The sequence below is a fragment of the Plantibacter sp. H53 genome, assembly GCF_001650455.1.
Taxonomy (GTDB): Bacteria; Actinomycetota; Actinomycetes; order Actinomycetales; family Microbacteriaceae; genus Plantibacter; species Plantibacter flavus_A.
This window is the reverse complement of sequence record NZ_LWCT01000001.1, coordinates 152,049-172,709: the sequence shown is the minus strand read 5'-3', so window position 1 is coordinate 172,709 and position 20,661 is coordinate 152,049. Positions and strand designations below refer to the sequence as shown.

Genomic DNA, 20,661 nt, shown 5'->3' with positions numbered 1-20,661 from the left:
CCTACGACGGACGTCAGCCGGGCGGGGTGGAGCCGGGTGAGGCCGTCCACCGGTGGACGGCCTCGGCGATCCGGATCAGCCCGAGTTCGAGCTCGGCGAAGCCGGAGCTCAAGGGGGCGACCCCGATGCGAAGACCGTCCGGGTGCCGGAAGTCGGGGATCACACCCGCATTCCAGAGCAGCGGGGTGATCTCGCGGAACGACGGGTGACCGAGCGTCACATGACCACCGCGACGCGCCGGGTCACGAGGGGTCATCACCTTGACACCGGAGCCTGCGAGGTGCTCGTCGGCCCAGGAGATGGCGAACGTGGTGAGGGCCTCGGACTTCTCCCGGATGGCGGCGACCCCGGCGGACTCGATGAGCGTCAGCGAGTCCTCGAGCGGCAGCATGCCCACGATCGGTGGCGTCCCGCTGAGGAACCGGCGCATCCCGACGGCCGGCTGATAGGTGTCGGCCATGGCGAAGACGTCGGCGGCGCCCATCCACCCCTGGATGGGCTGGAGGAGCCGGTCCTGATGGCGTGCCGCGACGTAGGCGAACGCCGGAGCACCGGGCCCGCCACCGAGGTACTTGTAGGAGCAGCCCACCGCGAGGTCCACGCCCCACCCGTCGAGCTCGATCGGGACCGCACCGGCGGAGTGGCACAGGTCCCAGAGCACGAGTGCTCCCGCCTGATGCGCGATCGCGGTCAGCTCCTCGACGTCGAGCAGCGCTCCGGACCGGTAGTCGACCTGGCTGAGCACGACGAGAGCGGTCCGCTCGTGGACCACCTCGCGCAACTGGTGCGCGGCGACACCGTGGACCGGGTCGGCGTCGATCCATCGCACACGCAGACCGCGTTCAGCGGCGACCCCCTCGATCACGAAGCGGTCCGTCGGGAAGTTCTCCGCATCGATCACGAGCTCGTCGCGCGGAGCGGTTCCTCCGGCAGACGACGTCACGTCGACCGCCGCGCGGATCAGCTTGTACAGCAGCACGGTCGTCGAGTCGGCGACGACCGTCTGGCCGGGTGCGGCACCGAGCACGACCGATCCCAGGCGGTCGCCGAGCGTCAGCGGCAGCTCGAACCAGCGGTCGTCCCACGACCGGATGAGCCTCGTCCCCCACTCCTCCGCGATGAACGACTGCAGCCGCTCCGCCGTGGCCCGCAACGGCCGCCCCAGGGAGTTCCCGTCCAGGTAGGCGACGACGCCCTCGGCCGGGAGGAACGCCGCGCGGTGTTCCGCGAGCGGGTCGGTCTCGTCGAGGACGCGTGCGTCCGGGCGGGCGGAGGTGGCTGGGGCTGGGGCGTCGACCATCCTGCGACGGTAACCGCCACCAGTGCGTGCCGCAAGGAAGCGGACGGGACCCGGCTTGCTAGCGTTGCCGCATGCCCACGCTCCTGCACCTCGACTCCTCCGCCGATCTCGACACCTCCCGGTCCCGCCGGCTCTCGCAGGCCGTCGTGGACGCCTGGTCGAACGCCGACCCCACCGGCGTCGTCGTCCGTCGCGACCTGCACCGCGATCCGGTCCCCCACCTCGCCGACGCGAGTCTCCACTGGGCGCCGGCCGACCGCCGCCCCGGTGCGAACCCGCCCGCCGAGGCCGAGACGCTCCAGCGCGTCCTGCTCGACGAGCTGCTCGGCGCCGACATCGTCGTGATCGGTGCGCCGCTGTACAACTTCTCGATCCCGTCGTCGCTCAAAGCGTGGATCGACCACATCCACGTGCCGGGCGTCACCTCCGCGGACACGGGAGCGCTCACCGGCCGGCCGGTCGTCATCGCCACCAGCCGCGGGATCGCCTACGACACGGGCAGCCCGACCGAGGGTTGGGATCACGAGGTGCCGGCGCTGCGGACGTTGTTCGGCGGCGCCCTCGGCATGGACGTCCACGTCATCACGACGAGTCTGACCCTCGCCGACCGTGACCCGGCGCTCGCAGCTCAGCGCGAACGGAGCGAACAGGAGTTCGCAGAGGCCCTCCGGTCGGCGTCCGAGACGGGACTGCGGCTGGCCGTCTCGACGGCCTGACAGCCGACACGACGGGCGGACGGCGGATCCGACCCGTCTGATCCGGGCAGTGCTCCGAACTCCTGTCGAGCCACGATCAGGGAGTAGCACATGCCATCGAAGCACCAGACCGGCACCACACGGGGCGGACGACGTCTCGTCTGGTTCGCGGCAGCACTGTCCGGGATCGTCGCAGCAGCGGTGTTCCTAGCGATCGCCGAGCTGGCGGCGCTGTTGTTCGCCCGCGGCAGCAGCCCCCTCCTCACCGTCGGATCGTTCGTGATCGACATCGTCCCGCGGTGGGCGAAGGAGTTCGCGATCGAGACGTTCGGCAGCAACGACAAGATCTTCCTCCTCGTGAGCCTCGGGGTCGCCGTCGTGATCGCCGCGGCGATCGCCGGGGTCCTGCAGCAGATCCGTCCACCGCTCGGTGTCGTGGTCCTGTTCGCGGCCGGCGTCTTCGCCGGAGCGACGACCGTCACCCGCGCCGGTGCCACCCCGCTCGCCGTCGTCCCGGTGATCCTCGGTCTCGCGGCGGGCGTCGTGATCCTCATCCTCCTGAGCCGTCGCCTGCCGAAGCGCGCCGCGAACGGTTCGGACGACGAGCGCGCGGCGTTCGACCGTCGAGGCTTCTTCCGCGTGGCCGGCATCGCGGCGGCCGGTGCTGTCGTCGTCGGCGTGGGCGCACGCCTCGTCAACGTCACCACCTCGTCGATCACGGCCGTCCGCGACGCCCTCAAGCTCCCGGCGCCGAAGTCGACCGTCACGATCCCCGACGGAGCCGAGGCGGACGTCGACGGCCTCAGCCCGCTCTTCACGCCGAACGACAAGTTCTACCGCGTCGACACTGCGCTGACCGTGCCGACGGTCGATCCGGCCACCTGGACGCTCACGATCGACGGCATGGTCGGTGAGCAGGTGCAGATCACGTTCGAGGAACTCCTCGCCATGGGTCTCGACGAATACGTCATCACCATGACCTGCGTCTCGAACGAGGTGGGCGGTAACCTCCTGGGCAACGCGAAGTGGCTCGGTATCCCTGTGCGCGACGTCCTCAAGCGGGCGATGCCGGACTCGAAGGCCGACATGGTCCTGTCCACGAGCGTCGACGGGTTCACGGCGAGCACGCCGCTCGAGTCACTCACCGACCCGAACCTGGACGCGATCCTCGCCGTGGCGATGAACGGCGAGCCGCTGCCGCTCGAGCACGGTTTCCCCGTGCGCATGGTCGTCCCGGGCCTCTACGGCTACGTGTCGGCGACGAAGTGGCTGACGAAGCTGACGGTCACGACGTTCGACAAGGACGAGGCCTACTGGACCCCGCGCGGCTACGACGCGAAGGCGCCCATCAAACTCTCCTCGCGGATCGACACACCCCGGATCGACAAGCAGGTTCCGGCGGGCCCGGCGAAGATCGCAGGTGTCGCCTGGGCGCAGACCGTCGGGATCGCCAAGGTCGAGGTCAGCATCGACAACGGCGACTGGCAGAGCGTCAATCTCACGACCGCCATCAACGACGACACCTGGGTGCAGTGGTGGATGGACTGGGAGGCGACGGCCGGCACGCACTACGTCGCCGTCCGCGCGACCGACAAGGCCGGGAACCTCCAGATCGAGAAGCAGGCGCCGATCGCTCCGAACGGATCCTCCGGTTGGCAGCGGACGCTCGTCCGCGTCGGCTGACGGTCAGCCGCGGGTGTCGACCGGTCGCAGCTGGGCGATCTTCGGTTCGCGACCGTCGCCCGAGGACCGACCGGTCAGACGGCGCCCGATCCACGGGAGCACATGTTCCCGGTAGTAGGCCGCGGTGCGACGTTGACGCGGACCGGGCGGGGCAGCAGCGACGTCGTCGATCCCCCACTCCTCCGGGACCGGCACGTCGAGCGCCGTCAGCACGTTGCCCGCCACCCGTGCATGGCCGAGGGCGTTGAGGTGCAAGCGGTCCACCGACCAGTACCTGAGGTCGGCGAGCATCCGGTCAGCCCAGTTGTCGACGAAGGTCACCCCGTCACGCGGATACCGCACCCGCACGGCCTGGGCCAGCTGCTCGCCGCGGCGGGCGAGGAGCGAACCCATCGGGATGTGGGCGGAAGGGTTCGCGCCGCTCAACAGCAGCACGTGGGCTCCCCCGGCGCGCAGACGATCGACCGCACCGTCCAGGCGGTCGGCGACGCCGTCGATCGACACCCGCGGGCGCATGATGTCGTTGCCGCCGCCGTTGAAGCTGACGAGGTCCGGACCCATCTCGATCGCACGGTCCAGTTGTTCGTCGAGGATCGGGACGAGCTTCCTCCCGCGGATGGCGAGGTTCGCGTAGCTGACGGTCTCCGTGGACGCCCGGGCGAGGCCGAGGGCCACGAAGTCCGCCCACCCGCGGAGGGTGCCGTCCTCCCGGAGATCCCCGTAGCCCTCACTGAAGCTGTCGCCGATGGCCACGTACCGTCTGAACCCGTGCTGCGTCATACCTGCACTGTACGCGCGACCGGAAGGCGTCTCCGACTGGCCCGCTCAGGCGGGACGGGACTCTCCGTCTGCGGCCGGTCGCCAGCCGAGGGCGGGCCCGAGCGCGCCGGCGATGTCGGTGAGTAGTTGCGTGTAGTCGTCCGGTTCGAGTGTGAACGGGAGGGCGAAGGCGACCTCGTCGACCTCCTGGAAGCCGGCGTGCTCGTGCAGTCGCTCAGCGATCTCCGCACTGCTGCCGACGAGGTCCTCCGCGAAGAGCATCCGCCGCGGCCCATGGGCGACGCCGACGCGGTGCCGTCTCGAGTCGACGTACTCCTGGTACCGGGCTCGCTGGGACGCCGTCGCGGAGTCCGTCGGGATGACCACGAGCCCCTGCGACACGCGGGCCCGCTCACCCGCCGGGTGGAGTTCTCGGAACCGACGGACCTGGGCGGCCTGGTTCGCGGCGAAGTCCGTCGTGCCGTCCTCGGCGGCGATGACGCTGCTCGTGAGCAGGTTGAAGGACTGCTCGCCGGCCCAACCCGCCGACCGCAGGCTGCCGGCTCCGTACCAGAGCCGCTCCGCCAGACCGTCGGCATGCGGCTCGACCCGTGAGGAGTAGTCCTCCTGGCCCTCACGACCGGCGCTGTCACTGACGACGTCACCGCGGATGAAGGAGCGGAGGCGCAGGACGCGGTCGTAGCCGAGGTCCTCCTGGTCGAGCGTCGACGGATAGATCGCGTGCTTGAACGCGTCGAACCGCATCGGCTCCCCGGTGCTGAAGCCGGGAAGCAGCCTGCCTCCCGAGAGGACGTCGACCGTGCCCAGGTCCTCCGCGAGCCGGAAGGGGTTCTCCGCGCCGAGCGGTGTGACCGCGGTGCCGAGTGCGATGCGCTTCGTGCGCTGCGTCGCCGCTGCGAGGACGGCGACCGGTGAGGAGATGCCGAACTGCAGGTGCCGGTGCCGCAACCAGGCGCTGTCGAATCCCAGGCGTTCACCGAGTTCGATGAGCTGCAGGGTCGCCTCGTGCCCGGCCGCCGGCTCATCGGGGTCGAACAGGCCCATCGTGAGGAAGCCGAGTCTGCGGAGCGGTGCTGAGGATCGGGCCATGCATCGACTCTACGACGCCGTTCCGACGCGATGCCGCTGCAGGAGCTGGACGTGCCCGCGAAGTGGGTGTCAGCTCGGCGATCCGGCCAACACGGTGAACATGGCGCCGATGCTCCCGAGGATGAAGAGCATCGTTCCGAGCTGCATGGTCAGCGACTTGTTGCGGGACGCCGTCGGGACGTCCACCTCCAGGATCGGACACCCGGACCAGCCGAGTAGGCCGATGCTCAAGCCCACGATGACCGAGCAGCACCACCACACCACGCGGAGTCCCTCGGCGAGGACGGCCGGCCTCCAGCCTGAGCTGAGGAGGAGCCCGAGGACGATCGCGGTGCTCCCGACCGCGACGCCGAACCAGACGGTTCCGGTGCGCATGATGCGCTGGACGTTGTTCTCGGGTGACATGAGGTCCTGTGACACGTGGTGCGGCTTTCTCGAGGTTCCGATTCCTGACGAGGGCCGCATCCGGCCATCATGGTCGCTCGCAGCCCCGAACAGGAGCATAGACCCGGTCGCGGGAGGCGACTCCCGTTCGACGGGGGCTTGCGCCGACGAGGGTCGCGACACAGACGAAGCCGATCGAGGATCCGTGACGGATCACGCAGACGGCGCCCGGGCCACCCACCGTGCCAGCGTCGCGAGCAGTGCACGGTGCTCAGCCGAGGCGTAGGACCGCTCGTCGTGTCCGAGTGCGTCGACGGCGACGCGCGAGGGCCCCACCTCGCGGACCCACACTGCGGGGAACCGCTCGCCGTCGACGTCGTGCTCGGCGACGGTGGTGCTCCGACCGACGGGTTGCAGCCGCAGGTACTGTTCGTCGTCCACGGGGATGTCGCCGAGCGCTCCGCCGTCGGGCGATGCCAGGCCGCGGACGACGGTCGGGCCCATCGGCGGATGCCAGGACACGCCGGGCAGCCAGAGCGCCCCGATCGTCGGCGCCCAGTCCGGGTAGTCGCGGAGTGAGGCGAGCGCCGCATGCATCGCGAGGACACCGATCCCCCGACCGAGTGCCTCCGCGAAGCCGTCGATGGCGGCAGCGGGCGCTCGACCCTGGTCCTCGGACCGCCACGGGTCGCCTGCGTTGACCACCAGGAGCTCGACGCCCTCGAGTCGCGTCATCGCACGATCGACGTCCTCGTCGATCTCGACCGCGAAGCCGACCGTCTCCAGGACCTCCGCGATGAGCGGGCTCGTGCGCGCGTACGGGTGCCACGGATCCGCATACCGACCGCTCCCCGATGCGATGAGTGCTTTCACGGTTCCCCCTCGTCCGATCCGTCGGCGCCGGTCACCGTGTCCGCGGCCGACGTCTCTCCAGGGTACGGGGCCTCTCCCGACGGCTGCGTCGCCGACCGATTGTGTCCGCACATGTCGTCGTCACCTGCGCCCGCCCCGATCCCGACCGTAGAGTGCCTGTCACCGACGCCGGGGCGTCGACGACGGCCGAGCTGACGGAGAGGACGCGGCGATGCACGAGCGGGATCGAGGGGGCTTCAGCACCCGACAGCTGCACGCCGGTGGTGCACCCGATGCGCCGCTCCAGCCGCGGGCTCTGCCGATCTACGCGAGTGCCGGGTTCGTGTTCGCGGACTTCGACGAGGCGGAGCAGCGGTTCGGCCCGGACCCTGGTGGCTACAGCTACAGCCGGGTCGGCAATCCGACGATCGACGCCGTCGAGCGCCGTCTCGCCGCCCTGGAGGGTGGTGTGGACGCGCTGCTCCTCGGCTCCGGACAGGCGGCCGTCGGCGTCGCCCTGCTCTCCCTGCTCGAGGCCGGCGACCACCTGCTCACCGCGCCGAGTCTGTACGAGGGCTCGCGCAGCCTCTTCACGGAGAACTTCGGTCGGCTGGGGATCACCACGAGCGAGGTCTCCGATCCGCTCGACGCCGACGCCTGGGAGCGTGCCATCCGACCCGAGACGCGCGCGATCTTCGTCGAGTCCATTCCGAACCCCCGCAACGACCTCACGGATCTCCGTCTCGTCGCCGACGTGGCCCATGCGCACGGGGTCCCGCTCGTCGTCGACAACACCTTCGCCACGCCCTACCTCCTGCGTCCCATCGAGCACGGCGCCGACATCGTCGTCCACTCGGCCAGCAAGTTCCTGGCGGGCCATGGCACCGTGCTGGGAGGGGTCGTCGTCGACGGTGGCACGTTCGACTGGGCCGCTCGCGCAGACCGCTACCGACACCTCACCTCGCCGCTCGCCGCGCTCGGCGGGCTCAGCCACGTCGAGGCGGGCGGGCGTGCAGCGCTGGCCGCCTACGCACGGGCATCGGTCGCGCTGCGTCTCGGCCCGACGCCGTCGCCGTTCAACGCGTTCCTCATCGCACAGGGCATCGAGACGCTGTCACTCCGCGTCCAGCGGCAGAGCGAGAACGCCCTCGCCCTCGCGACGTGGCTGGCGGGACGGACGGAAGTGGCCTCGGTCGACTACTCGGGGCTCAGCGACAGTCCGTTCCGCGGCCTGGCGGACCGGTATCTGCCGGATGGACAGGGATCGGTGTTCTCGTTCACCCTGCACGGCGGACGGGACGCAGCGCGGACGGTCATCGACCACGTCGGCCTGTTCACGCGGATGACGAACCTCGGCGACGTCCGGTCGCTGATCCTCCACCCGGCCTCGACCACGCACGCCCAGCGTTCGGTCGAGCAGCTCGCGGCGAGCGGCATCGGCCAAGGACTCGTGCGGATCTCCGTCGGCATCGAAGACGTCGCCGACCTCATCGCGGACCTCGCCTCGGCGTTCGACGCGCTCCCGATCCGGGAGCCGTCGACGAGCACCGGCGCGAGCGTCACGGCGGACGAGGCGGTCGCCGCGTGAGCGCCCGGCAACGCTTCGGCTGGTTCCTGTCACGTGGGTTCGGTCCGCACGGTTGGGGACATCCGTACCTCGACTGGGACTACCGCTGGCAGGAGCCCGCGCTCTACCAGCAGGCCGTGCGCGAGCTCGAGCAGGCGGGCCTGGACCTCCTGATCATCGAGGACGCCCTCTCGCTGGGGAACCCCGAGACGCTCGACCTCCGCATCCGCGGCGCCTACGGCGGGCCGAAGCACGACCCGCTGAGCCTCGCCCCGTTCCTCTTCGCAGTGACGGAGCGCATCGGCATCATCCCGACCGTGAACCCGTTGCAACTGCCGCCGTACCAGGCGGCGCGGCAGTTCGCGACCCTGCAGCACCTCAGTCGCGGGAGGTTCGGGGTGAACGTGGTGACCGACGTCGGCAGCAGCCGTCACTTCGGCGAGCCGGTCGTGCCGCACGACATCGCCTATGAGCGGGCGGAGGAGTGGCTGGACGGCGTGCGCGCGCTCTGGCGGAGCTGGCGACCTGGCGCGTACGTGGGCGACACCGCCTCCGGACGCTTCGCCGACGGCCGCCACCTCGACCGCATCGAGCATCGCGGCGCACACTACGACTTCGACGGGCCGCTCAACGCCCTGCCCTTCGAGGAGGACTCCGGTGGGGAGCCCGTCATCGTGTCGCCGGGCTCCTCGCCGCGAGGGCTCGCCTTCACCGGACGACAGTCGGACGTCCAGCTCGCCCTCGCACCGCTCGACATCGCGAGCCTCCGTGCGTACCGGAGGCGGGTCCTCGACGCGTCGGCTGCCGTCGGTCGGGACACCCCTCCCGCGATCCTGTTCGTGTTCAAGCCCGTCATCGTGTCGAGCCGTGCCGAGGCCGACCGTCTCGTCGCCGCCTCGGAACAGCCGGACGATGAGACGCTGCGCTCCGTCGCACTCGCGTGGTCGAGCGACCTGGAGACGGACCTCACCGCGCTCGACCTCGACCGACCGGTGGACCCGGCCGTCTTCGGCGACCACGTGTCGCGCGGCAGCCTCGACGCGTTGCGCGGCCAGCACGAGTCCTTCGCAGCGGCGACGCTCCGGGAGCTGCTCGTGCCGAAGGCACGACTCGGGCGGATCACCGACGGCAGCGGAGTCGTCGGCACGGCGGCTGAGGTAGCCGATCACATCGAACGCGCCGGCAGTGAGGCGGACAACGACGGGTTCATCTTCTCGGGCGACCTCCACCCGGTGACGGTGCACCGCATGCTCGACGAACTCGTGCCGATCCTGCGACGCCGCGGGATCCTGCAGCGTCCGAAGGTCGACGCACCGCACGGACTCCGGAGCTCGTTGCACGCCACCTGAAGGATCGCGTCGTCAGCGGCTCGTGTTCAGGGCTGCTCGTGGTTCGGGCACGTCCAACTCCCCGCGGGCGACGAGCGAACGGACGGACTCGAGGACCGCCTCCGTCGAGGTGTAGGCGGGCTCGTATCCGAGCAGCGACCGTGCCTTGTCGATCGACGCGCAATGGCTCCGCACCAGGTGCTCCCAGGTGGTGTCGGCGTGCTCCTTCGGTGTCTCTGCTCGGAAATGCTCCCAGGTCACCGACTCGAGCTCAGCCGAGCGTCCGAACCAGCCGGCGACGACCTCGGCGTAGCCGCGGACGGTCACCGCGGCGGCCGAGGTCACGTTGAGATCCTCGCCGGCGACACGATCCCGGTTCGCGACGGCGAGCTCGAAGGCCTGCGCGACGTCGTCGGCGTGCACGTGGTGCAGCAGCTCGGCACCGAGTCCGGGGATGCGCAGCGGTGAACCGAGTGCGAGGGTCCGCCAGACCCCGAGGTCGAGGTTGCCGAGCGGGTTGATGGGCGCCCACCCCGGTCCGACGATGTGCCCGGGATGCAGGGAGGTCGTCACCAGTCCTCCGTCGGCGCTCTCCTGCTGGAGCAGTCGGGCGATCTGATCCTTCTGGACACCGTAGTCGCCGAACGGCGCCGTCCCGGAGCCCTCGACGATGGGGACGGACGCGCTGGGACCGTAGCGCCAGATCGATCCGCAGTGGAGCAGCTGGCCCGTGTTGCCGCGCAGCCCCTCGACGAGTGCCGTCGCCGAGGCGACCGTGAAGCAGACCAGATCGATGACGACGTCCGGACCGAGATCCGCGATGCGTCGTGCGAAGACACCGTCCCGGTCCTCGGCCTCCCGATCGGCCCGGACCCGCTCGACCTGGTCCCACTCGGGAACCTCCGTGTACGGCGAACGATCGCCGCGGCTCACGCTCACGACCTCGTGGCCGGCCCGGACGAGTCGCGGGACGAGGAAGGTGCCGATGTGGCCGGTCCCTCCGATGACGACGATGCGCATGGTGTTCCTCCGTTCGCGCACGACGACGGCGTCGACGGGTGCGCTCTCCGGGAACGCTAATGGACCGGACCGTCCGACGCACGCCCTTGCGGGAGGCGACGTGGTGACCCGCTAGTCGTCGGAGGGACGTCGTCGTTGCTGTTTGGTGGCGCTCCGCTGCTGTTTCGCGGCGAGGTGGCGTCGCGCCGATCCGCGGGTCGGACGCGTGGGCCGGCGCGTCGGCGCCGGCGGCGCGAGGGCCGACCTGATGCGCGTCGCGAGCGCTTCGAGTGCGAGTTCGCGGTTCCGGAGCTGCGATCGCTCGCGGGAGACGGTCACGGTGATGGCTCCGCCGACCAGCTGAGCGTCGAGCCGCTCGAGCAGTCGGTCTCGTTGCTCGTCGGTGAGGACGGCCGACTCGGCCACACTCCATGTCAATTGGACACGGCTGTCGGAGGTGTTCACGTGCTGTCCGCCCGGGCCGGACGACCGGGAGAAACGCCACTGCAGCTCGGCTGCTGGGATCGTCAGTCCGGGCGACACCTCGAGGTCCATGGGGCAAGCGTCTCACGAACCCGCGGCACGGCTCGCGTCCACCGCTGGTTCCGAGCCGGTGCCTCCTATCCTTGACGCTGTGAACGATGCACCAGCCGAACGCGGACGTCGACGCGCAGCCGTCGTCGTCAATCCCTCCAAGGTCGACATCGAGGTCCTCCGCTCGGCCGTCGCAGCCGCTGAATCGACGCACGGACTGGCACCCTCCACCTGGCACGAGACGAGCGCCGACGACGACGGCCGGGGTGCGTCCGCGGCCGCGATCGCCTCGGCACCCTCGTTCATCCTGGTCGCGGGAGGCGATGGGACACTGCGGGTCGCCGCCGAGGCCATCGCCTCCACCGGCATCCCCCTCGGGCTGGTCCCGGCCGGAACGGGGAACCTCTTCGCCCGCGCGCTCGGCCTGCCGTTGGGCGACCTCAAGCGGTCGGTCGACATCGCCTGTTCAGGGCGAGACCAGGTGGTCGACGTCGGTCAGGTCAGTCTCGGGCGCAGCGACGGCACGAACCGGGACGAGGTCTTCCTCGTCATGGCCGGTATCGGCCTCGACGCGCACATGGCGGGCCACACCAATGAGCGGCTGAAGCGACGGATCGGCTGGCTCGCCTACTCCGATCCGATCGCGCGGAGCATCATCGGCAACCGGCAGTTCGATCTGCACTATCGACTGGACGACCGTCCGGAGGCGGCTGCCCGAGCGCATACGATCATCGTCGGGAACTCCGGCACGCTCACCGGCGGGGTCCTGCTGCTCCCGGAGGCCGTCGTGGACGACGGCCTCCTCGATGCCGTCATGCTGCGCCCCGGCAAGGGTCCGGGTTGGGGGAACATCGGTTACCGTCTGACGTTCAACCGGATGCTGCACCGCACGCGGTTCGGCCGACTGGTCGGACGATTCTCGCCGAAGGCACGCGCGATCAGCTACGCACAGGCGCGGACGATGCATCTCAGACTCGCGGAGCCGCAGGAGATCCAACTGGACGGCGACTCGCACGGTTCGGTGATCTCGGTCTCGCTGAGAAACCTGCACCACGCCCTGATCGTCCGGGTTCCGAGCGGCCCGGCTGCGCGCCCCGGCGGGCGCTGACCACCGGCTACGACGCCGCGTCGGTGGGAGCGGCCTCGGGGTCGATCGACGCCGCGAGCCGGTCGATCCGCTCGAGGGCGCGGTCGAACACGGGGACGAGTTCCCACAGGCGCGGCTCGTCGGCGCGGATCTCCTCGAGGGAGCCGTGTGCGCTGCGGACCGAACCGAGATCGAAGCTGACGTTGGTCCGCGCTCCCGTGATCGCCGCGCGGAGTGCACCGATCGCCACCGCCACGTCGGCGATCAACGCCGGGTTGCCGTGCTCGGTCAGCCAGGCGAGATCGTCGATCGCGTCGACGGCATGCTCGCCCAGCCGCGCCGAGGCCGCGGCCGCCTCGATGGACGCAGCACGGATCGCCTCGTCGCGTCCGACGCCGGCCGGCAGACGGAAGGCGCTGCCGAACGCTCGCGAGGCGTGGGCGTCCTCGTCGGCCAGACGCAGCGCCAGCTCGGAGCGTGCCTCAGCGCGAGCGCGGAGTGCGGCGATCGTCGCCTCGGCCTCGGCCGAGTCCCGCCCGCTCGCGTCCTCGGTGGCGTGCGTGGTTCGGGTATAGCCGGCGACCATCGAGGTGAGGCCGGCGGCGATCGCCAGCATGAGTCCGGATGCGGCCCCGCCGCCGGGGTTCCCGGTCGCCGTACCGAGCGCCCGCATCCACGCCGACACGCTCGAGTGCTCGGTCGACACGTCTTCGGTATCCGATGGTCCCGTCATGGGGACCATTCTCCCGCGTCCGCGTCAGCTCGAGGCGCGGACGATGAGTTCGGTCGGGAACTCCGCGCGGTCCCCGGGGTCCGTCCCGGGCTCCGCCTCGAGGACGAGCTGGACCGCACGCGCGGCCATCGCGCGCATCGGCTGGCGCACGGTCGTCATCGGCGGCGGCATCAACCTGGACTGCGGGAGGTCGTCGAAGCCGACGACCCTGATGTCGTCGGGGATGCGGAGCTGGAGCTCCTCAGCGGCGCGGTAGACGCCGTAGGCCATCTCGTCGTTGCAGCTGAAGACGCCGATCGGGAGCCCGCCCTGCCTGAGCAGCTTGCGCACGGAGACGAACGCACTCTCCGAGGACCAGGGCGACGAGATCTCCTCGACCGTCGCCCCGTCGGCGTGCCGTTCGACCGCCGCTCGGAAACCGGCCTCCCGCGCACGGCCGAACCGGTACTTCGGTCGGCCGGTGATGATGAGGAACCGACGTGTCCCCCGCCGGGCGAGATGCCGACCCGCGTCGAAGCCGCCCTGCCAGTCGGTGGACCCGACGCTCGGCAGGCTCCGCGCCGGCTCCGCACGCGGATCGAGGAGCGCGACGGGGATGTTGGCCGAGGCGAGGATGTCGAGCTGGGACACGTTGGGACGGATGAGGCACACGACGACACCGGCCGATCCCCGCGCACGTGCCCGACTGGGCCAGTCGTCGACCATCGACTCGCTCTCCGGCGTGAGCACCAGATCGTAGTTCGCCGCAGCGGCCGCCCGCCGCACACTCGTCACGACCGTGTTCGCCCAGGGGTCGTCCCACTGACTCATCGCCAGGTCGAGCAGGCGCGGGACCGAGCGAGGTCGCCCGCGACGTTGTGCTGCGCGGTCGTAGCCGAGGTCGTGCGCTGCAGCGAGGATGCGGTCCCTGGTGTCCGGGGATGCATGGCGCTTCCCGGCGAGCACCCGGGAGACGAGCGACACCGAGCATCCCGACCTCGCGGCGACGTCCGCGAGCGTCACGCTGGGATCGTCCCGCTCCGGCGTCGTCGTCATGGCTCCATGCTCCCGCACCCCGGGGTGCTGTGTGCGCCGGTACCGGTGGTCAGGCGCCCTCTGCGGTCAGCACTCGGAGCTCGGTGCACCGCGGGGTCTCGCGATCCGGCTGCGCGACGAGCGCGAACCGCCGGACACCCCACCCGGCGCTGGTGGGTGTCAGCGGGTACTCCGCCCACTCCAGGTCGTCGTCTCGCCCGACCTCCTGCGGAGCGACCGGCGTGCCGTCGATCTCCAGGGTGAGACCGTGGCCCGCCTGGTCGTGCAGCCAGGTCACTCTGACGACCCGGCCGAGGAGATGCGGATCGACGAGCCTCACGGACAGACGCTCGGCCGTGCTCCGCCAGCGGATCCCACCCACCGCGCCACTGACGCTGGAGCGCCCCTCGAACCCGTGATCCGCCTCCGGCTGCTGCTCGCCCAGAGCGACCCGGTCGACCGTCCGTCCGTCGATGCTCGCGGCGCGTCGGTCCCGCTCGACCAAGGCGGTGCGGCGCCGGTCGACGGCGTCCTCGTCCGCCGACGACGCCACGGGGAACGTGACGGTGTACCGCGCGTCGTGCAGGCCTGCGAACGGTTCCAACGGGATCGGTCCTCGGTCCGAGTCGACCCGGAGTCGCCCGTCGGCGTCCCGGTAGGGCACAGCCGTCCGCGTGACGATCGGTGCCGAGGCGAGCGGGGTGAGCGGGCCGACCGCCGTGTGCGGGGCGTGCGGCCGATCGGCCAGCACGACGCCGGTCGGGAGCGACTCGCCACGGGCCGCCAGGACGGACGGACCCCAGAGGAACGAGGTCCAGTCCGAGCCGTCCGGGTACGGTTCCGCACGACCGCCCATGGTGAGCTCGAACGACACGGTGTCGCCGTCGCTCCACTCACGCTCCACGACGAGATGGCCGCGTTCGCGTTCGGCGGTCACCGGAGCGCCGTTGAGGAACATCTCGGGTGTCGGATCACTCCACCCGGGGACCCGGACGCGGAGACGGAACCGCCGCGAGCCGGTGAGCCCGAGGGTGAGTCCGACCACGCCGTCGGACGGGAAGGCGGTCCGTTGCTGCAGCTCGAGAACGAGTTCCGGGATCCGCACGACGGAGGGCGCGAAGAGCTCGACCGACACCGTGTCGTCGTCGAACCGGTACAGCGACTCGCCGTGTTTCGCGTGACTCTCCAGACCGGTCCCGACGCAGCACCAGAAGCTGTGCTCCGGCGAGGAGTAGACGCGGTAGTGGTCGGGTCGCATGGAGGTGAAGTAGACGAGGCCGCCGTGCTCGGGGTGCTGCGATGACAGGAGGTGGTTGAAGAGGATCCGTTCGAGCGCGTCGGCGATCGCCGGGTCGGACTCGTCGGCACTGAGCCGTCGGCCCAGCTTGATGAGGTTGTAGCTGTTGCAGGTCTCCGGCCCCTCCCGATCCTCGGTCATCGGGGTGAAGTCGTCGATGGCATGGAAGTGCTCCCGGACACTGTTGCCGCCGATCGCGACCGTGCGCCGCGTCAGGATCGTCTCCCAGGCGAACCGGGCCGCGCGGGCGAGGGCCGGATCGTCGCTCCGCGTGGCGAGGGCGGCGAAGCCGACGAACTGCGGGATACGGGTGTTGGCGTGCAGGCCGGTCAGTTCGTCGGACCGGCGCGACAGCGGTTCGCTGAGGGCGACGGATGTGAAGCGGGCGGCCATCGCGAGATGTCGGGCGTCGCCCGTGAGGTCGAAGAGGTCGACGTACGCCTCGTTCATCCCTCCGATCTCGGTCTCGAGCATGAGCTGGAAGTGCTCGTCGTCGATCCCCGCGGCAAGCTCCTCCCACCAGGTGGCGAGGCGCAGGACCACATCACGTGCCGCGTGGTCCCCCGTCAAGCGGGCCGCGTCGATGAGCCCGGCGTACAGCTTGTGCAGGTTGTACCAGGGCACCCAGCGCCCGGCACGGAAGGTCGATTCGGTGATCCCCGCTGCGACCTCGGCCCAGAGCTCGGCACTCCGAGGGACACCACCGACGTATCCGGTCCCCAGATGGTCCTGTGCGCGGGCCAGTTCGGCGACCGTGTACTCGAGCCGGGAACGCAGGACGTCGTCCCCGGTGGAGGCGACCATCAGGGAGCAGGCCGAGAGGTAGTGTCCGGCGGTATGGCCGTCGAGTCCGCGCACCTCCCAGTCGTCGTAAGACGCCGCCCGGGGCTCCAGGCCCGCCTCACGGAGGAACGGGGCGAGCAGACGATCGGGCTCGAGGGCTCTCAGGTAGGCGCGGTCGGCCTCCTGCGCTCGGAACAGGGGCCCACCCGTGAGGGTGACCTGGGTGATCGGGACGAACGGCATGGTCAGGCCTTCCTCGCGCCCGCACCGACGGGCCGCCAGTCCACGCGGAGCTCGCGCGGCCCGACCAGCTCCCGCCGGTCGCCGGTCACCTCGATCGTGCGGGTGAGCGGACGCTCGAGCGCCGATGGCCCGGCGGACAGCACGTACGTCCCCGGTTCGACCACCCGGCGGCCGTCGACCCCGGTGAAGGACAAGCGGTCGGCCGACACCGAGAAACGCACGGTCGTCGACGTCCCGGCAGCGACCGTGAGGCGTGCGAACGCGAGCAGCTCGACCGACGGGCGCACGACCGAGGCCAACGGATCCGTGCCGTAGAGCTGGATCACCTCGACGGCGTCCTCGACACCCATGTTCTCGACCGTGACGTCGACGAGGACCTCGCCGTCGACGGCGAGCTCCGCTGCACTCGTGAGCGATCGGTAGCGGACGTCCCCGGCGGTGAGGCCGTGACCGAACGGGAAGAGCGGCGTGGGGTCGAGCACGCTGATCCCGCGGGACGCCAGACCGAGCGGCGGCTGCAGGTAGGTGCCCGGCATGGCCGGTGAGCGAGGGATCTGCACCGGGAGCCGTCCGCTCGGCCTCACGCGGCCGGACAGCAGCCCCGCGACGGCCGCCGCGCCCTCCTGACCGGGGAAGAAGGCCTGGACCAGTGCATCGGCCCGGTCGTAGTCCCCCAGCGCGTAGGGTCGCCCGGACAGCACGGTCAGGACGACGGGCGTCCCGGTCTCGAGGACGGCGAGCACGAGATCGTGCTGACCCCCGGGGAGGCGCAGGTCCTCGGCGTCGCAGCCTTCTCCCGAGGTGCCATCGCCGAACAGTCCCGCGATGTCACCCACGGCCAGCACGACGACGTCGGCCGAACGCGCGGCCTCGACCGCGGCCGGCACACCCTCCTGACCGGTCTCGGTGATGCTGCATCCCGGTTCGACGACGATGTCCGCCGCGGGGAACTCGGTACGCACCGCGTCGAGGATCGTCGGGATGGTGATGCCGAGATCGTGCCCGGGGTGTTTCGACAACACGTGGTTGGGGAATGCGTAACAGCCCACGAGACTGCGGAACTGGTCGGCCGCCGGCCCGATCACGGCGATGCGCGCGGTGGTCCGGAGCGGGAGGACTGCGCGGTTCCGGAGGAGGACGACCGACTCCTCGGCCAGACGCGTCGCGATGGCGCGGTTGCGGGGACCGTCGAGGTCGGTCGATGCGGCGTGCTCCGGCACGAGCGGGCCCCCGTCGAGCAGGCCGAGCTCGATCTTCTGCCGCAGGTGCCGGAGCACGGCTCGGTCGACCAGCCGCTCGTCGAGCGCCCCGTCCTGGACGAGCCCGACGAGACCGGCGCCGTAGCCGGCGGTCTCCGGGAGTTCGACGTCGATCCCGGCGGTGAGGGCGAGCGCGCCGGCCTCCGCCGCACCGCTCGCGACGTGGTGCATGGTCGCGAGGAACGGGATCGCCCAGTAGTCGGCGACGACGGTGCCGTCGAAACCCCAGTCGTCGCGCAGGATGTCGGTGAGCAATTCGACACTGGCACCGGCGGGGACGCCGTCGAGATCGGTGTAGGCGTTCATCACGCTTCGCGCTCCCCCGAGGCGGATCGCCGTCTCGAACGGCGGAAGCACGACATCGGCGAGCTCGCGGCGCCCCATGCTCACCGGGGCATGGTTCTTCGCGCCTCGGGAAGCGGCGTAGCCGGCGAAGTGCTTGAGCGTCGCCACGACCCCGGACCGCTCGAGACCACGCACGTACGAGGCGCCGAGTTGGCCGACGAGGTAGGGGTCCTCCCCCAGTGTCTCCTCGACGCGGCCCCAGCGGTAGTCGCGCACGACGTCGAGGACCGGCGCGAGCCCCTGATGGACCCCGACCGAGCGGAGGTCGTCTCCGATCGCCTCCGCCATCCGCTCCACGAGCTCCTCGTCGAACGAGGCGGCCCAGGCGAGCGGCGTCGGGAAGGCGGTCGCACCGAACGCGGCGAACCCCGTCAGACACTCCTCGTGCGCGATCGCGGGGAGGCCGAACCGGTTGCCGGCCACGACCTGCCGTTGCCGTTCCCGCAGGCGATCGACGCCCTCGGCCACCGTCACCGGTTCGGTCCCGAAGATGCGCGTCAACTGCCCGAGGCCACCCGTGAAGTCGCCGGTGGGCGCCGACGTCGGCGCAGCCGGGTCGTCGGAGCCGTCCACGCTCGGCGCGAAGCCGCCCGCCGTCTCGGTGAACCAGACCGAACCGAGCTGACCGACCTTCTCTTCGAGGGTCATCTCATCGAGGAGTGCTCGCGCCCGCTCGTCGGGTGACGCCCGTCGGTCGTTCCAGACGCCGCGGACGATACCCGACGTGGTCGGCGTGACGCCGTCGTGTTGCAGGGTCATCCCTTGAACGCTCCATCCATGATCCCGGTCACCATGCGCTTGCCGACGAAGATGAACGCGATGAGCAGCGGGATGGTGGCCAGGAACGACCCGGCCATCGCCAGGCCGAGGTCGATCGACCGCTGCGACTGCAAGGCCTTGATCGCGATCTGGACCGTGTACATCTCGGGCGACTTCAGGACGATGAACGGCCAGAGGAAGTCGTTCCAGGATCCGACGAAGCCGAGCAGTCCCAGGACGAACGCCGCCGGTCGGATGACCGGGAAGACGATCCGCCAGAAGATCTGCCAGGTGTTGGCACCGTCGAGTCTCGCCGCCTGGAGCAGCTCGTCGCTCACGGAACTCGAGATGTGCTGACGCATCCAGAAGATGCCGAACGCGCTCGCGAGGCCGGGGACGATGAGCGCCTGAAGCGTGTCCACCCAGTCGAGCGCGGAGATGATCAGGTACTGCGGGATCACGCTCAGCTGCGTCGGCACGGTCATGGTGAGGACCACGAGGATGAACAGTGCGTTGCGGCCGCGGAACTCCAGTTTCGCGAAGGCGAACCCGGCCAGGGCGCAGAGCAGGGCCGATCCGACGCCGATCGACAGCGCGACGATGAGACTGTTGATCATCGATTGGATGAACGGCACGGTCTCGAGCACGAGCCCCACGAGGTGGAACAGGTTGTCGCCCGGGTACAGCCGCGGTGGCAGGGTGGTCGCCGTCGCCGAGTCCGTGGTCGCGACGACGAACATGAAGTACAGCGGGAACATGCTCACGACGACGGCGCACACGAGGAGGACGTAGGTGTACCAGGGGATGCGGCCGATCCGGCCGCCGTTCCGTTTCCGGCCGGCGGAGGTCGCGCTCGCCATCAGCTGGGTGGAGTTGAGCGTCTCGGACATCAGCGTCCTCCTCGGGTGCGGGTGGACAGGAAGAAGTTCAGCAGGGCGACGAGGACGACGATCACGAACAGCGCGACGCCGATCGCCGAGCCGTATCCGAACTCGAACTGGCCGAAGCCCTGCTCGTAGAGGAACAGCGTGAGCGTCTGGCACTGTCGTGCCGCACCGCAGGTGAGGCCGGTGGCCGGGTTCACCAGCAGTGGTTCGGTGAACACCTGGAGCCCGCCGATCGTCGACGTGACGATCGTGAACACGATGATGGGACGCAACGACGGGATGGTGATGTAGACGAACTGCTTCCAACCGCCGGCACCGTCGACGGCGGCCGCCTCGTACACGTCGCGAGGGATCGCCTGCAGTGCCGCCAGGTAGAGCAGCGTGGTGTAGCCCGTCCACCGCCAGACGACCATGAGCGCGACGAGGAACCACGAGCCGACCTTGTCGTTGAGGAAGTCGACGTGGTCACCGCCGAAGAAGCTGATGAGGTAGTTGAAGAGCCCGTAGTCACGGTCGAACAGCTGGGCGAACACGATCGTGGTCGCGGCGACCGAGGTGATGTACGGCACGAGCATCGCCATCCGGAACCCCGTGGCGAAGCGCAGGCGGACGTGGTTCAGCAGATGGGCGAGGCCCAGGGCGATGACCAGCTGCGGCACCGTGGAGATGATGAAGATCGCGAAGGTGTTGAGCATCGCGTTCCAGAACCGTGGGTCGGCCGCGAGCCTGGTGAAGTTGTCGAAGCCGATGAAGGTCTGCTGACCGATCGGGTTCCAGTCGAAGAGGGACACGACGAAGGTGAACAGGAGCGGGATCAGCCCGAAGACGGCGAAGATCAGGAAGAACGGGGCGATGTAGACGTAGGGGGCGAAGCGTTCCGGCAGGGTGTTGCGGATGCGCGTCCCGATACCGGGTGGCGACTGTTTGGGCAGCAGCCGAGGTGGAGTGATGTGCGTGGTCACGATGATCCTTCAGGGGCGTTCCGGCGTGTTGCTCGGCCGGAACGCCCCGGGTCGGAGCGGACGAGTGGACGGGGCCGTCGG

Annotated in this window: 18 protein-coding genes; 5 read left to right on the top strand and 13 right to left on the bottom strand. The window is 70.2% G+C overall.

Annotation, left to right across the window (positions count from 1 at the left end):
- Positions 1 to 13: 13 nt before the first annotated feature.
- Positions 14 to 1,300 carry a kynureninase gene (locus tag A4X17_RS00770; RefSeq protein WP_064293754.1) on the bottom strand — a complete coding sequence of 429 codons (1,287 nt, stop codon included), beginning with the start codon at positions 1,298 to 1,300 and terminating at the stop codon, positions 14 to 16.
- A gap of 71 nt (positions 1,301 to 1,371) precedes the next feature.
- Here A4X17_RS00770 and A4X17_RS00765 point away from each other — a divergent pair, with 71 nt between their 5' ends.
- Both A4X17_RS00765 and A4X17_RS00760 read left to right on the top strand, forming a co-directional pair.
- Entirely contained in the window at positions 1,372 to 2,016 is a 645-nt protein-coding gene (locus tag A4X17_RS00765) for an FMN-dependent NADH-azoreductase (protein ID WP_064293753.1), read from the top strand.
- Positions 2,017 to 2,106: 90 nt separating this feature from the next.
- The gene (locus A4X17_RS00760; RefSeq protein WP_064293752.1) at positions 2,107 to 3,678 is read left to right on the top strand and encodes a molybdopterin-dependent oxidoreductase; all 1,572 of its coding nucleotides are present in this window, start codon (positions 2,107 to 2,109) and stop codon (positions 3,676 to 3,678) included.
- Positions 3,679 to 3,681: 3 nt separating this feature from the next.
- On the opposite strand, the gene A4X17_RS00755 is transcribed toward A4X17_RS00760, so the two are convergent.
- From A4X17_RS00755 to A4X17_RS00740, 4 genes are all read right to left on the bottom strand, one after another.
- The gene (locus A4X17_RS00755) at positions 3,682 to 4,458 is read right to left on the bottom strand and encodes an SGNH/GDSL hydrolase family protein (protein ID WP_064293751.1); all 777 of its coding nucleotides are present in this window, start codon (positions 4,456 to 4,458) and stop codon (positions 3,682 to 3,684) included.
- 45 nt (positions 4,459 to 4,503) lie between these two features.
- Positions 4,504 to 5,547 (bottom strand): LLM class flavin-dependent oxidoreductase, encoded by a 1,044-nt coding sequence (locus tag A4X17_RS00750; RefSeq protein WP_064293750.1) that lies wholly within the window; start codon positions 5,545 to 5,547, stop codon positions 4,504 to 4,506.
- A gap of 69 nt (positions 5,548 to 5,616) precedes the next feature.
- Entirely contained in the window at positions 5,617 to 5,967 is a 351-nt protein-coding gene (locus A4X17_RS00745) for a hypothetical protein (protein WP_064293749.1), read from the bottom strand.
- A gap of 177 nt (positions 5,968 to 6,144) precedes the next feature.
- Positions 6,145 to 6,804: a ThuA domain-containing protein gene (locus A4X17_RS00740; protein ID WP_231884250.1), complete on the bottom strand. Its 660-nt coding sequence runs from the start codon at positions 6,802 to 6,804 to the stop codon at positions 6,145 to 6,147.
- Positions 6,805 to 7,015: 211 nt separating this feature from the next.
- Between A4X17_RS00740 and A4X17_RS00735 the strand changes: the two genes are divergently transcribed.
- A complete protein-coding gene (locus tag A4X17_RS00735) occupies positions 7,016 to 8,371 on the top strand; it encodes an O-acetylhomoserine aminocarboxypropyltransferase/cysteine synthase family protein (RefSeq protein WP_064293748.1) in 1,356 nt (451 codons plus the stop codon).
- A complete protein-coding gene (locus A4X17_RS00730; RefSeq protein ID WP_064293747.1) occupies positions 8,368 to 9,699 on the top strand; it encodes an LLM class flavin-dependent oxidoreductase in 1,332 nt (443 codons plus the stop codon). Before A4X17_RS00735 ends, A4X17_RS00730 begins: the two co-directional genes overlap by 4 nt.
- 12 nt (positions 9,700 to 9,711) lie before the next feature.
- Here A4X17_RS00730 and A4X17_RS00725 read toward each other — a convergent pair whose 3' ends face one another.
- Both A4X17_RS00725 and arfB read right to left on the bottom strand, forming a co-directional pair.
- Complete coding sequence (locus A4X17_RS00725; RefSeq protein ID WP_064293746.1) at positions 9,712 to 10,698, bottom strand: NAD(P)-dependent oxidoreductase; 987 nt, start codon at positions 10,696 to 10,698, stop codon at positions 9,712 to 9,714.
- A gap of 111 nt (positions 10,699 to 10,809) precedes the next feature.
- The gene (gene arfB / locus A4X17_RS00720) at positions 10,810 to 11,232 is read right to left on the bottom strand and encodes an alternative ribosome rescue aminoacyl-tRNA hydrolase ArfB (protein ID WP_064293745.1); all 423 of its coding nucleotides are present in this window, start codon (positions 11,230 to 11,232) and stop codon (positions 10,810 to 10,812) included.
- Positions 11,233 to 11,311: 79 nt separating this feature from the next.
- On the opposite strand from arfB, the gene A4X17_RS00715 reads away from it, so the two are divergent.
- Positions 11,312 to 12,319 carry a diacylglycerol kinase family protein gene (locus tag A4X17_RS00715; RefSeq protein WP_064293744.1) on the top strand — a complete coding sequence of 336 codons (1,008 nt, stop codon included), beginning with the start codon at positions 11,312 to 11,314 and terminating at the stop codon, positions 12,317 to 12,319.
- A 7-nt stretch (positions 12,320 to 12,326) separates the two neighbouring features.
- On the opposite strand, the gene A4X17_RS00710 is transcribed toward A4X17_RS00715, so the two are convergent.
- From A4X17_RS00710 to A4X17_RS00685, 6 genes are read right to left on the bottom strand one after another with little or no spacing between them, the layout of a single operon-like run.
- Positions 12,327 to 13,031: a cyclodeaminase/cyclohydrolase family protein gene (locus A4X17_RS00710; RefSeq protein ID WP_082915816.1), complete on the bottom strand. Its 705-nt coding sequence runs from the start codon at positions 13,029 to 13,031 to the stop codon at positions 12,327 to 12,329.
- Positions 13,032 to 13,055: 24 nt separating this feature from the next.
- Entirely contained in the window at positions 13,056 to 14,066 is a 1,011-nt protein-coding gene (locus A4X17_RS00705) for a LacI family DNA-binding transcriptional regulator (protein WP_064293743.1), read from the bottom strand.
- 49 nt (positions 14,067 to 14,115) lie between these two features.
- Positions 14,116 to 16,368, bottom strand: a complete 2,253-nt coding sequence (locus A4X17_RS00700; RefSeq protein ID WP_064293742.1) for a beta-L-arabinofuranosidase domain-containing protein — start codon at positions 16,366 to 16,368, stop codon at positions 14,116 to 14,118.
- A 2-nt stretch (positions 16,369 to 16,370) separates the two neighbouring features.
- Positions 16,371 to 18,731 carry a beta-glucosidase gene (locus A4X17_RS00695; RefSeq protein WP_064293741.1) on the bottom strand — a complete coding sequence of 787 codons (2,361 nt, stop codon included), beginning with the start codon at positions 18,729 to 18,731 and terminating at the stop codon, positions 16,371 to 16,373.
- Positions 18,728 to 19,621: a carbohydrate ABC transporter permease gene (locus A4X17_RS00690; protein WP_079002436.1), complete on the bottom strand. Its 894-nt coding sequence runs from the start codon at positions 19,619 to 19,621 to the stop codon at positions 18,728 to 18,730. The genes A4X17_RS00695 and A4X17_RS00690 overlap by 4 nt, the downstream gene beginning before the upstream one ends.
- The gene (locus A4X17_RS00685; protein ID WP_064293740.1) at positions 19,621 to 20,580 is read right to left on the bottom strand and encodes a carbohydrate ABC transporter permease; all 960 of its coding nucleotides are present in this window, start codon (positions 20,578 to 20,580) and stop codon (positions 19,621 to 19,623) included. Before A4X17_RS00685 ends, A4X17_RS00690 begins: the two co-directional genes overlap by 1 nt.
- Positions 20,581 to 20,661 lie beyond the last annotated feature (81 nt).